6 protein-coding genes are annotated in these 13,361 nt (G+C 70.8%); 5 read left to right on the plus strand and 1 reads right to left on the minus strand.

Annotated elements, in window-relative coordinates:
• Positions 1–205: 205 nt before the first annotated feature.
• The 5 genes from LIV37_RS18885 to LIV37_RS18905 all read left to right on the plus strand — a co-directional run bounded on the left by LIV37_RS18885 (position 206) and on the right by LIV37_RS18905 (position 12,021).
• Positions 206–4,126 (plus strand): BREX-2 system ATPase PglY family protein, encoded by a 3,921-nt coding sequence (locus LIV37_RS18885; RefSeq protein WP_020868709.1) that lies wholly within the window; start codon positions 206–208, stop codon positions 4,124–4,126.
• Positions 4,123–6,873: a BREX-2 system phosphatase PglZ gene (gene pglZ, locus LIV37_RS18890; protein ID WP_020868710.1), complete on the plus strand. Its 2,751-nt coding sequence runs from the start codon at positions 4,123–4,125 to the stop codon at positions 6,871–6,873. Before LIV37_RS18885 ends, pglZ begins: the two co-directional genes overlap by 4 nt.
• Positions 6,870–8,201, plus strand: coding sequence for a BREX system ATP-binding protein BrxD (gene brxD / locus LIV37_RS18895; RefSeq protein WP_020868711.1), 1,332 nt, complete (start codon positions 6,870–6,872; stop codon positions 8,199–8,201). Before pglZ ends, brxD begins: the two co-directional genes overlap by 4 nt.
• A gap of 35 nt (positions 8,202–8,236) precedes the next feature.
• Positions 8,237–10,372 carry a DEAD/DEAH box helicase gene (locus LIV37_RS18900; RefSeq protein WP_020868712.1) on the plus strand — a complete coding sequence of 712 codons (2,136 nt, stop codon included), beginning with the start codon at positions 8,237–8,239 and terminating at the stop codon, positions 10,370–10,372.
• A gap of 656 nt (positions 10,373–11,028) precedes the next feature.
• Positions 11,029–12,021: a MerR family transcriptional regulator gene (locus LIV37_RS18905; RefSeq protein WP_148717829.1), complete on the plus strand. Its 993-nt coding sequence runs from the start codon at positions 11,029–11,031 to the stop codon at positions 12,019–12,021.
• Between the two features lie 241 nt (positions 12,022–12,262).
• On the opposite strand, the gene ychF is transcribed toward LIV37_RS18905, so the two are convergent.
• Entirely contained in the window at positions 12,263–13,351 is a 1,089-nt protein-coding gene (gene ychF, locus LIV37_RS18910; protein ID WP_020868714.1) for a redox-regulated ATPase YchF, read from the minus strand.
• Positions 13,352–13,361 lie beyond the last annotated feature (10 nt).

The raw sequence follows: 13,361 nt of genomic DNA on the forward strand, positions 1-13,361 counted from the left end.
TGCTTGCCTCCCCCACGTCACCCGGTCACCGTTCAATCCGCTGTCACGGACAGCGAGCGGCACATGACACCGATTCCCCCGGCCCTCCCACCGGCGCCCCCACCCCTGGCAGGATGGACATTCGTGGTGTGCGCGGGCCGGTGCCCGCCGAGGGCCCGGCCGCGGCAGCCGGGCGTGACGATGCTGTGGGGAGCGGAAGCGGCTGATGGCGCGAGGCAGCGGGGTCGTACTGAGGGATGTCCTCGACATCAAGGAGGACGTTCTCTCCGGAGACTTCAAGATCGCCCTGTCCGAGGGGTTCACCGGCGATGCCGCCGGGTCGATCGACGACTACGTCGTCACACCGCAGCTCCAGGGCGAGTTCCGCAAGGCCCTGAAGCTGGTCGGCAGTGCCCTGCGCAAGAACGCCTCGCACGCCGCGTACCTGCACGGTTCCTTCGGCGCCGGTAAGAGCCACTTCCTGACCGTGCTGCACGCCGTGCTCAACGGGGATCCGGCCGTCGAGAGCAAGACGCGGCTGCGGGAGGTGGTCACCGAGCACGCCGACTGGCTGCCCGGCAGGAAGTTCCTGATGGTGCCCTACCACCTGGTGGGCGCCGCCAGCCTGGAGTCGGCGCTGCTCGGCGGCTATGTGAAGGCCGTGCGCCGGGAGCGGCCCGAGGCGCCGACGCCCCTGGTGTTCCGGGCCGACTCGCTGCTCGCCGACGCGCGTGAGCTGCGCGCGAAGATCGGCGACGAGGCGTTCATCGGACTGCTGCCCGCGCCCGTCGCCCCGCGGGCCGCCGCCGCGGACGACGAGGACGGGGAGCACGACGAGGACGACGAGGACGGGGAGCTCCCGCCCATCGGCGCCGTCCCCGCCGTCGGCTGGACGAGCGCGGCCCTCGACGCCGCGTTCCGCGCGCCCGCCGGCGACCCGCAGCGCGACCAGCTGCTGACGGCCCTGTTCAACGGGCCGAACAAGCACTACGCGGACACGGTCAGCGGTGACGCGGCCGCGTATGTGACGCTGGACGACGGGCTCAGCGAGATGAGCAAGCACGCCCGGTCGCTCGGCTACGACGGCGTGGTGCTGTTCCTCGACGAGCTGGTGCTGTGGCTCCAGGCCAGGATGTCCAACCGGACGTTCATCAACGACGAGATCCAGAAGCTCAGCAAGCTGATCGAGTCCAGCAACCCCGACCGGCCGGTGCCGATCCTCTCGTTCATCTCCCGCCAGCGCGACCTGTCCCAGCTCATGGGCTCCGACATCCTCGGCTCGGACGTGGAGAACCTCCAGCAGGCCCTGGAGTACCTCAAGGAGCGCGTCACCGTCGTCGATCTGGAGGACCGCAACCTCCCCGAGATCATCAAGGAGCGGGTCCTCAGGCCGCTCCCCGGGCAGGAGCGGGTGCTGGAGGCCGCGTTCACCGGGATCGACAAGGCGGGCCAGCTCGTCAAGGACGTGCTCCTCGACGGGGAGGGTGCCACCGGCGCCGACTGGGAGGACTTCCGGGCCGTCTACCCGCTCTCCCCCGCCCTGCTGAACGTCCTCGTGGCCCTGTCCGGGGCGCTCCAGCGTGAACGCACCGGCCTCAAGCTGGTCCAGCAGCTGCTGGAGCGGAACGCCGACGCCGAGGTCGGCCGGCTGATCCCGCTCGGCGACCTGTGGGACGTCCTCGTCGACGCCACCAGCACCGCGTTCACCGCCAAGCTCCAGCAGGAGTCGGAGACCGCCCGCCGCTTCTACGCCAAGGCCCGCCGCTACCTGCTGAACAGGTACGGGCGTGCCGATCACCCCGACTTCCTCGCCGACGAGCGCTACGTCAAGACGCTGCTGCTCGCCGCCCTCGCGCCCGACGTGCCCGCGCTGCGCCGCCTGACCGCCGGCCGGCTCGCCGCCCTCAACCACGGCTCGCTGCGCTCACGGGCCGTGCCCGTGCGGGAGAAGGTCATCGAGCGGATGCGGGCGCTGCAGGGCGCCTTCCCGGGCGAGCTGCGCTCCGAGGGCACCGACGACCCGGTTTTCTCCCTCCACCTGTCCGACCTCGACGTCGAGCCGATCCTCGACGCCGTCGTCGGCGAGGACAAGGGCGGTGCGCGGCGCGCCTGGCTGCGCGAGCGGCTGTGGGAGGAGCTGGGCCTCACCGGCCGGCAGGGGCAGCTCCTCGACGAGAAGAAGATCGTGTGGCGCGGCTCCGAGCGCACGGTGGAGTTCGTGTTCGGCGAGGTCCGCAACGCGCGCAGTGTCGCGGACGAGGCATTCGAACCGGCCACCGCGGGCAACCTGCGGATCATCCTCGACTGCCCCTTCGACGAGGAACCGGGCCGCTCCCCCGACGACGCCTACCGGCGCGTCGCCGGCCTGCGCGCGTCGCATCCCGGCGCCCCCGTGCTGGTCTGGCTGTGCGACCACTTCTCCGAGCAGCGCAAGGCCCAGCTGGGCCGCCTGATGAGGATCAACTTCCTGCTGGAACGCGACCGGTTGTCGGACTACACCCGCACCTTCCCGCCGGACGACCGCCTCAAGGCCCGCCGCAGCCTGGAGCATGCCCGCGACAATCTCACCCGCACCCTGGTCGAGTCGCTGCGTGAGGTGTACGGGCTCGCCGAGGCCAAGGACGGCACGCGGGGCGCCGAGGTGGCCGACGGGCGGCATGTGCTGTCCCTCCAGCCCGAGTTCCCGCGCCCGCAGCCGGAGGGCAGCAAGCCGTTCGACCTGGCGGTGGCGCAGCTCGCCGACGGCATGTTCTCGGCCCTCTACGACAAGCACCCCGACTTCGGCCCGGGACCGGGCACCACGCCCCGCGCGGTCACCCCGGCCGACCTCGCCGCGGCCCTGAAGTGGCTCATCCGTGCCGTGGACGAAGGCGGCCGGGCCGAGGTCGACACAAAGGAGCTGCGGGCCGTCAAGCGCGTCGTCGAGGCACTGGAGCTGGGCACCGTCCACGACGGTCCGCTCGTCGTGCGCGGCGACCAGTTGCGCACGCGGATCAACCAGGCCGCCTCCGCACACGGCGAGCACGGCGAACTCGCGGTCGAGGACATCCGCAACTGGATCAGGGACGACCTCGGCCTGCGCGGCCTCGACAAGCACGTCTCCAGTCTGCTCATCGCCGCCTACGCCCTGTTCGACGACCGCTCCTGGGTGCTGTACTCCGGCACCGAGACCACGCCTCCCCCGCTGTCCGAGATCGGCCTGGGCTGGAAGCTGCGGGCCCAGCAGCTGCCCACCGAGGAGGAGTACGCCACCGCCCGGGACCGCGCCGGCCAGCTGTTCGGCGTCACCGCCAAGCCCGGCCTGTTCGCCCGGAACGTCAACCGGCTCGCCACCGACGTCCTGGCCAGGGCGACCGCGTACGAGAAGAGCGTGGGCGACGTGCGCACCGTGCTCAAGCGGCACGCCGCCCTGCTCGGGCTCGACGGGGAGGGCACGACCGAGCGCGGCCGTATCCTGCGGGAGGCCGCCGCCCTGCTGGCCCGCCTGGTGCGCCACACCGACGATGCCACCGGGCTGGTGTGCGAGCTGGCCTCCGTCTCGTACGACACGCCCGCCCGGGAGCTGTCCCACGCGATGGACAGCGCCGCCGACGTGCTGGCGGCCCTGGACGGCACCAACTGGCGGCTGCTGACCAGCGTGCACGGGCTCACCGGCCGCGACGACAGCATCGGCGACCGCGCACAGCGGCTCATGGACCGGATCGGCGAGGCGGCGCGCACCCCCGAGTTCCGGCGGTCCCTGATCCCCGTGCTCGGCGAGGTCCGCGAGCTGGGGCACGCCCTGGTGGACTCCGCCCTCCGGCTGGAGCGGCCCGCTCCCGACGAGCCCGCTGCCGAGCCGGACCCGGTGACGGACGCCGGGCAGGTCACGCTGTCCGAGCACGGCGCCCCGCCGATCTCCTCGGACCCCGCGGGGCCGGTGCGGGGCGAGCAGCAGCCGCTGTCCTGGGAGCCCGAGGGCTCGGGGACCGGCGCCGACGGGCCCCGTCCGCCGCGGGCCGCCCGCCGGGTCATCGCCCCCGGCCCGGCCGCGCTCCACGCCGACCTCAGCGCCGTACGCGAGGAGGTCGAGGCATTCCGGGCCCTGCACCCGGACACTCCGGTGGAGATCTCCTGGCGTGCCGAGCCGGACGGTGAGAGCCGGTGACGATCACCCGTCCCGTCGCAGGCCGACGCGCCGTCGAGGTGCTGCTCCAGACCGAGCTGAGGCACGCGCCCGACCGCCGGCTCGTCCTGGTCGACGCGGTATGGGATCCCGAGGAGAAGGACACCGAGTTCACCGTCGCGGTCGACGGCGGGCACCGCCGCGTCGTCGTCACCGACCAGCGCTCCCCGCTCGGCGTCACCGATGCCTGGCACCGCCACCTCGCGGGCGGCGCGGGGGACGACGACAGCGTCCTCGTCATCACCGGCACCGTCCCGTCCGACCAGCTCGGCCTGGACCTGCGGGCCCACGCGGTGCGCAGGTATCCGCTGCCCGTCGACCGCGCCGAGATCGTCGCCCAGCTTTTCGGGGCCGCCGACCTCGACCCGCGCATGCTGGGCGAGCACTGGCTGCTCGACGCGCTGCTCCAGGCCGAGCCGCTCGACGGCTGGCCCCGGGTCGGTGCCGTCCTCACCCGCGACCGGGCCGTACGCGCCCTGCTCGGTGCGCGCCTCGGGCTCGGCGATCCCGCGTCCGACACCCTGGACCTCGACGCCGACGCACTGTTCGCCTGGACCCGCACCCCGGCCGGGCCCTCGCTCTACGCCGCCCTGCCCAGGGAGGAACAGCGCGGTCTGGAGACCTGGCTGGCCCGGACCATCGGGCCCGCCGCTCCCACACTCCTCACCCTGGCCGCCGAGGGGCGGGGCAGTGACGCGCTGCCGCTGGGCGTGCTCGCCTCGGCCGCCCTGAGCTCACCGTCGTCGGAGGCCGCGGGCTTCGCCCTGGGCACCCTGTTCGGTCCGGCCCTCGCCTCCTTCGACACACTGCGGGCCTTCGCCGACGCCGCCACGGGCGTTCTCACCCGCTGGATCGCGCAGGCCGAGGGCCCCACCGCACCGGCCGGCGCGGCCCGTTCCCGGGTGGTGGCCGTCCTCGAACGCGCCGACCAGCTCGCCGCCGACGCGCGCCTCACCGATCTGGTCCGCGGCGACCGGCTGCTTCCGTCGGGCTACCTGGGGCGGCTGCGGGCCCTGGCCACCTGCCTCGGCGACCGCGGCGAGGACGCGACCGCACTACTCGCCGAGGCCGCCCTGCACGACTTGGAAGCACATCAGCTCGCCCTGCTCCACGCCGAGTCCACCGAGACCGCCCGTACCGCCGTCCGCCTGACGCGCTGGCTCGCCACCGACCCCCCGTCTCCCGCGACCGTCGCTCAGGGCGTGCGGGAACACCTGGCCTCCTCGGGCTGGGCCGACCTGGCCATCGGTGTCCTCGCGGAGGGAGACGCCTCCCGTGACGCGGCCGTCGGCGAGGCGTACCGGCGGCTGATAGGAGCGGCGCGGGAGCGCCGCGCCGTCCTCGACGCCCGTTTCGCCGGTCTGCTCTCCTCCTGGTCCGAGACCGCCTGCCAGCAGGCGAACGGCGGTGCGCTGCTCATCGAGGACGTCCTCGCCCGGACGGCGGCCCCGCTCGCCCAGGGCGGCGGCCGTCCGCTGATCCTCGTCCTGGACGGGATGAGCGCGGACGTCGCCGTCCGCATCGCCGGAGAACTGGACCGCAGGGCGTGGACCGAGATCGTGCCGGCCGCGGCGAAGGGCACCCTGCCGGTGCGGCAGGCAGCGGTGTCCATACTGCCGTCGGTCACCCGTGTCAGCCGGGCGTCCCTGCTGAGCGGCCGGCCCTCCGAGGGCGGCCAGTCCGCCGAGCGCACCGGCTTCGCCACCTTCTGGCGCAAGCGGCGCCGCGACGCTCACCTCTTCCACAAGGGGGGCTACGAGGGCCCGCCCGGTCACCGGCTCGCCCCCGAACTCGTGCAGGCCCTCGCCTCCGACGACATCGTCGCCGTCGTCGTCAACACCATCGACGACGCGCTGGCCGACGGCCGGGAGGGAACCAGCGGCCGCTGGGGCCTGGCCGACATCGGGAAACTGCCCGATCTGCTCAACGCCGCCCGCGACTACGGGCGTCCGGTCGTGCTCGTCTCCGACCACGGCCACATCGTCGACCGCACCGAGCGCGGACACCAGCCCGCCGAGGTCACCGGGGTGCGCGGCGCCCGCTGGCGCACCGGGGACCCCGGTGACGGGGAAGTCGCCCTGGCCGGTCCGCGCGTACTGACCGACGGCCGGCGCATCACCGCCGCCTGGCGTGACGACCTGCGCTACACCGCGCGGCAGGCCGGATACCACGGCGGTGCCTCACTCGCCGAGGTCACCGTTCCCGTGATCACCCTGGTGCCGTCCGGAGGCACCGTGCCGCCGGGCTGGGTGCTGCTGCCGCCCGAGTCGGCCGAGCCCGCCTGGTGGAAGGAATCCGGCACCGCGCCCGGGGTGGTGGCCCAGAACACGCCGGAACCGCCCGCCCGCGTCGAGGAGCCGAAGGCTCGGCCCGCCCGCCGTTCCACGGCGTCCGGCCGGCTCACCCTCGGGCAGCGGACGGTGCGCAGCGCCCCGTACCGGACGCAGCGCGAGTTCGTCCGCGCCGCGCCATCCGACAAGGCCGTCGAGGCGGCGCTCGACGCCCTGGACGCGGCGGGCGGGAAGCTGTCGCCCGGAGCGGTCGCCGCGGCGGCCCAGGCCGCCACCGGCAAGTCGCAGCGCAACCCCGCGCGCTTCGCCACGATGCTGGAGCGGCTGCTCAACATCGACGGTTACCCCGTGCTCCAGCTGGTCGAGTCGGGCCGCACCGTGCAGCTCGACCGCGCCCTGCTCAGCCAGCAGTTCCTGCCGTCGGAAGGCAACGCATGACCGGGCCCGCCCTCGACATCAGCGCCGCGCGCCGCCGCGACGTCGTCGACGCGCTGCGGCGCGGCACCGTCCCGCGGGCGGGGCTCGGCCTGTTCGCCGTCGGGCTGGAGCGCTTCGAGGGCGCGCTCGACGACGACCTGGCCACCGTCGCCCGTGGCGGTGCCGCCTTCCACGCCCTGCGCGGTGAGTACGGCTCCGGCAAGACCTTCTTCGCCCGCTGGCTCGCCGAGCGGGCCAAACGGCGCGGACTTGCCGTCAGCGAGGTCCAGATCTCGGAGACCGAGACCCCGCTGCACCGGCTGGAGACCGTCTACCGCAGACTCACCGAACGGCTCACCACCGCCACCCATCAGCCGTCCGCACTGCGCGCTGTCGTCGACTCCTGGTTCTACGCCCTGGAGGAGGAGGCGCTGGCCGGAGGCGATGTGGCGGACGACGACGAGGAGGCGCTGGCAGCCGCCGTCGACGTGCTCCTGGAGCAGCGGCTGGCCTCGGTCGCCCGCACGACGCCCGCCTTCTCGGCAGCGCTGCGCGGATACCGGCGGGCCGTGGCGGCCGGTGACGGTGCCCTCGCCGAAGCCCTGATCGCCTGGCTCGGCGGGCAGAAGTCGGTGGCCGCCGCCGCCAAGCGCGCCGCCGGAATCCGCGGCGACCTCGACCACTTCGCCGCCCTCGGCTTCCTCCAGGGCCTGCTGACCGTGTTGCGGGACTGCGGGCACCCCGGACTCCTGCTCGTCCTGGACGAGGTGGAGACCCTGCAACGGGTGCGCGGCGACGTCCGGGAAAAGTCCCTCAACGCGCTGCGCCAGCTCCTCGACGAGATCGACACCGGACGCTTCCCCGGCCTGTTCCTCGTCATCACCGGCACCCCCGCCTTCTACGACGGTCAGCAGGGCGTACAGCGCCTGGCGCCCCTCGCCCAGCGCCTCGCCACCGACTTCACCACCGACCCGCGGTTCGACTCCCCGCGGGCGGTGCAGCTGCGGCTGCCGGGCTTCGACCTCGCCTCCCTTGGCGAACTGGGGCGCAAGGTGCGCGACATCTTCGCGGCCGACGCCCGTCATCCCGCGCGGCTCGCCGCGCTCGCGGACGACGCCTACCTCGACGAGCTGGCCCGTGCCGTCACCGGTGCGCTCGGCGGGAAGGTCGGCATCGCGCCACGCCTGTATCTGCGCAAACTGGTCGCCGATGTCCTGGACCGCATCGACGAGTTCGAGGACTTCGACCCCCGCAGGCACTACTCCCTGACCCTGCACACGGCCGAACTCAGCGACACCGAGCGCAACGCGGCGAGCAGCGCGGCGGACATCCCCCTGGACCTGCCGTGAGCGACCGGGCGTCCGAGGAGGGAGGCGGGCCACGCGTGCCCGACGCCTTCGATCTGCTCGACCCCGTCCTCGGACACCACGTCGTCAACGCGCTCGGCTGGCACACCCTGCGTCCCCTGCAGACCGAGGCCGTCGCCCCACTCCTCGCCGGTGAGGACGCCGTACTGCTGGCCCCCACCGCGGGCGGCAAGACCGAAGCGGCCGTCTTCCCCTTGCTGACCCGGATGAATCGGCGCGGTTGGAAGGGCACCAGCGTGCTGTACGTGTGCCCGCTCAAGGCCCTCCTCAACAACCTGCACCCGCGCCTGGAAACGTACGCGGGCTGGCTGGGCCGCAGCACGGGCCTGTGGCACGGTGACGTCACCACCTCGCGCCGCCGCCGACTGCTCGTCGAACGCCCCGACATCCTGCTGACCACACCCGAGTCCCTGGAGTCCATGCTGGTCAGCACGCATGTCGACCATCGCGCCTTCTTCAGCGGCCTGCACTCGGTCGTCATCGACGAGGTTCACGCCTTCGCCGGCGACGACCGCGGCTGGCACCTGCTGGCAGTCCTCGAACGCCTGGCGCGCGTCGCGGGCCGTCCCCTCCAGCGCGTCGGCCTGTCCGCGACCATCGGAAACCCCACCGAGCTGCTGGACTGGCTCCAGGGCTCCGGGCACGGCCGACGGCCCGGCCGCGTCATCGCTCCCGATGCGCGGCCGCTGCCTCCGTCGGCGGGGGCCACGCAACCACCCGGAGAGATCGAACTCGACTACGTCGGTTCGGTCGCCAACGCCGCTATCGTCATCGCCGCTCTCCACCGCGGCGAGAAGCGTCTCGTCTTCTGCGAGAGCCGGCGCACCGTCGAGGAGCTGGGCGAGCAGCTACGCCTGCGCGGCGTCACGACCTTCCTCTCCCACGCCTCGCTCTCCGTGGACGAACGCAGACGGGCTGAATCAGCGTTCGCCGAGGCGCGGGACTGTGTGATCGTCTCGACCAGCACCCTGGAACTGGGCATCGACGTGGGTGACCTGGACCGGGTCATCCAGCTTGACGCGCCCCGCACCGTCGCCGCCTTCCTCCAGCGACTGGGCCGCACCGGTCGCCGCCCCGGCAGCAGCCGAAACTGCCTCTTCCTCGCATTGGACGACGAAGGGCTCCTCGCGTCGGCGGCCCTGCTGCTGCAGTGGTCACGTAACTGGGTGGAGCCTGTCACCCCGCCCCCCGAGCCCCGCCATCTCGTCGCCCAGCAACTGTTGGCCCTGTGCCTCCAGGAACATCAGGTCGGCGAGCACATGTGGCAGCAGTGGTGGGGCGGTACCGGCCCCTTCGGCCCCGGAGCCGCGCCTGTCGTCCGGCATCTGGTCGAACAGGGTTACCTCGACCAGGACTCGGGCCTTCTGTTCATCGGCCCGGAGGCCGAACACCGCTACGGGCACCGCCATTTCATGAACCTCACGGCCGTCTTCACGGCCCCGCCCGAGTTCACCGTCCTCAACGGCCGCAGCGAGATCGGCCGTACCGACCCCGACCTGCTCACCGAGGAGGTCCAGGGTCCTCGCAGGCTCCTGCTGGCCGGACGGAGCTGGCAGGTCACCCACATCGACTTCAGCCGTCGCCGCTGCTTTGTCGCCCCGGTCGACGAGGGAGGACGGGCCCGGTGGGCAGGCTTCGGCACCGAGCGGATCCTCTCCTTCGAGCTGACCCGCGCCACACGCGACGTACTCCTCGGAGAGAACCCGCCCGTGCGCCTCACCGGGCGGGCCTCGGCACGCCTCGCTCAGGCCAGGGAGGCGCACGTGAACACGGTGCATCCCGGAGGTACCGTCATCGTCCGACGCCCCGATGGGGACGTCCGGTGGTGGACCTGGGCCGGCCACCGCGCGAACGCCACGCTCGCCGCCACCCTGCTGCCCGCTGTGGCACCCCACCGGCGCACCCACGCCCACTGGATCCGGCTGCGGGACGACCTCACGCGCGAGGAGTGGGCAAGGGCCATGGCCCAGGCAGAAGGCGGCCTGAGCCTTCCCGAGATCGACGGGCGTGCTGTGCGCGGCCTCAAGTTCGCCGAGGCGCTGCCCGCCAGGCTCGCCGAGGCGACGCTGGCCACACGCACCGTGGATGAGGCAAGTGCCCGCTGCGTCCTCGAAGAGCCGGTCCGGTTCGCCATGCTCCAGGCCGGACTCTGAGTGCGGCCGACGCATCGACCATGGGCGCGCCATCCCGGCCAGTGACAGCACCACGCCGCGAGGGACGATGATCTCGTCGTCCATGACCAGGTGGACAAGGCGGTACTCGACACCCATCCGTCTGCACCACGCCCTGGACAAGTTGTCAAGAGACTCTCGCTGGGGGTCCTCGCGGCAGGATTCGCCCTCCGCTCAGAGCCCGCACCACTCAGCCACAGGCAATATGTAGGTCGGGATAGCGGGTGGAGCTCGCTCCAGCGATCGGTTCGAACACAGCCGCCGTATCCCGGAAGCCCAGATCCAGGAGCGCCCGCAGCTCCGTCAGCAGCGCGCCCATGTCCTGCGCACATGCCCTCGGTCCCCGGGCCAGGATGCGTGTCAGCAGGATGAATCGACCGGGATAGGGACTCTCCCGCAGGTTTTCTGGAAGCGCGCTCAGGCGCTGCCTATGGCTGTATCAGGTGGCGAGCCCGGCTCCGCCGACGGGACAGCTGAAGCGCGAATCCGACCGATACTCGCATGGACAGGAACGAACAGGAAGCCCAGTAACAAACATTCCTTACACGATTGAGTGAGCCGACAGGGGAGGGCGTTAGAATTCCCCCCGATCGGCCATAATTGGGCACGGCTGGTCACCGAAATTTGGGGAACAGATCATGGCAGATGTCTTCGATCAAATTGAATGGAACGTTCAGAAGATCTTCGACGGAGAGCCGGTTTGCGTACATGTGGGAAATGCCATGGAGTGCGAGCTCAAGCGGCACCCCAGTTATCCGAAGTTTCACACCGAGGCGGTCCGAGCGGGAGTCCAGCCAGCTTCAAGCTCCCGTCTATGGGAATCCCTGATAGCCATGGGAAGGCTGTCCGACCTGGACGGTGACTGCACGTGGCGACTGGTCATTCTCGACTGCATCATTCCCAGCTTGCGCTCAGTGTCCGCGAGGGTATCCCGCGATTTCCGAGTCGATTGCGAAGAAATCCGGTCGGATATGGTGGCAACCGCACTGGAGGCATGGAAAGATACTGCCACAGGTGTTGCTCCGCGCAATGTGCGGGATCGAATGGTGAAAGCGGCCTTCGATGCGGCCTTCCGACAGGGGAAGGCCACTTCTTCAGAGCGTCCGATGGACGACATCGAAGCATTATCCTGGCAGGAACCCACTGCTCAGGACTGCAAACCGAGGGCGTCGTCGATTATCGATGTTGACGATATCCGAGACGCGGATGTCGCAGAACAGATCAGGGGCGAGCGAGCCGGTGCGATGCTCCAGAGGTGGGGTTGCTTTGACGCCGTGCATAGCTTTCATGACGAAATCCGCTCCGGTCACCGTTCAGGGTCGGCCGGTCAGGCCGTGAAGACTTCGCGGTCGCGATCCCTGATCTCCAACCCAAACCTCTACTACTACAGTTCAGATCTCTACCCCCGGCACATCGGACTCTCAGAAGCTGCAGGCGTCATGGGGATCGCAGAATCGGCCGCACATCGACTCATCAGGACAGGCCAGTTCCCCCTCCCTGTGGCGAGGGTGGGACGGAGTTACAAGGTATCCGTCAGGGCTCTCATGCACTTCAAAGATATTCCGGACGCCATCATCCATGTCGACGACGTCGAGAACGGCGCTCTCCATGCACGGGACGCGGTACCGTGAGCCATTATGTCGCCACTCGAACTCTCGGTCCTTGGTAGCCGGACATGCTTGTCGCCGCTAGAAGCGAACCAGCCCCGCTGACGGCACAGACGGGTCGGCGGGAAACCGGATCAGGGGGCGAGGTGATACCACGCCAGACCTCCAGCACATCCCGGCACGGGAAAGAGCCAAGGGTCCGACTCCAATGAGCCGGACCTTTGTGGCTTGCATATTTGACAGCCGCAACGTGGTGGAATCGCATCTACACATTGAAGCGGAACTCCACCACGTCCCCGTCCCGCATCACATACTCCTTGCCCTCCATGCGCGCCTTGCCGGCCGCGCGGGCCTCGGCGACGGAGCCCGTCTCGACCAGGTCCTGGTAGGAGATGACCTCGGCCTTGATGAAGCCCTTCTGGAAGTCGGTGTGGATGACACCGGCCGCCTCCGGGGCCGTGGCGCCCTTCTTGATGGTCCAGGCGCGGGACTCCTTGGGGCCGGCGGTGAGGTAGGTCTGGAGGCCCAGGGTGTTGAAGCCGACGTGGGCGAGGGTGGCGAGGCCGGGTTCGTCCTGGCCTACGGACTGGAGGAGCTCGAGGGCCTCGTCCTCGTCGAGCTCGGCGAGGTCGGCCTCCAGCTTGGCGTTGAGGAAGATCGCCTCGGCGGGGGCGACGAGGGCGCGCTGCTCGGCCTTGAAGGAGTCGTCGGTGAGCTCCTCCTCGTCGACGTTGAAGACGTAGAGGAAGGGCTTGGTGGTGAGCAGGTGCAGCTCGTGGAGGAGGGCGGCGCGCTCGCCGCCCTGGACGATGCCGGCGGAGAAGAGGGTGCGGCCCTCGTCGAGGATGGCCTTGGCCTCCTCGATGGCCTTGACCTGGGGCTGCTTGTCCTTCTTGATCCGGGCCTCCTTGACCAGGCGCGGCAGCACCTTCTCGATGGTCTGGAGGTCGGCGAGGATCAGCTCGGTGTTGATCGTCTCGATGTCGCTCTTCGGCGAGATCTTGCCGTCGACGTGGACGACGTTCTCGTCCTTGAAGGCGCGGATGACCTGGCAGATGGCGTCCGACTCACGGATGTTCGCCAGGAACTTGTTGCCCAGGCCCTCGCCCTCCGAGGCGCCCTTGACGATGCCCGCGATGTCGACGAAGTCGACGGTGGCGGGCAGCTTGCGGGCCGAGCCGAAGATCTCGGCGAGCTTGTCCAGGCGGGGGTCGGGCACGCCGACCACGCCGACGTTGGGCTCGATGGTGGCGAACGGGTAGTTGGCCGCCAGCACGTCGTTCTTGGTGAGGGCGTTGAACAGGGTCGACTTGCCGACATTCGGCAGACCGACGATTCCGATCGTGAGCGACACGTTGACGACT

The organism is Streptomyces rapamycinicus NRRL 5491 (assembly GCF_024298965.1).
Classification (GTDB): Bacteria; Actinomycetota; Actinomycetes; order Streptomycetales; family Streptomycetaceae; genus Streptomyces; species Streptomyces rapamycinicus.

What these genes read in the sequence shown, in the direction of transcription:
- LIV37_RS18885 (WP_020868709.1), top strand. Translation starts at nt 206, where the DNA reads ATGGCGCGAGGCAGCGGGGTCGTACTGAGGGATGTCCTCGACATCAAG.
- LIV37_RS18905 (WP_148717829.1), top strand. Translation starts at nt 11,029, where the DNA reads ATGGCAGATGTCTTCGATCAAATTGAATGGAACGTTCAGAAGATCTTC.
- brxD (WP_020868711.1), top strand. Translation starts at nt 6,870, where the DNA reads ATGACCGGGCCCGCCCTCGACATCAGCGCCGCGCGCCGCCGCGACGTC.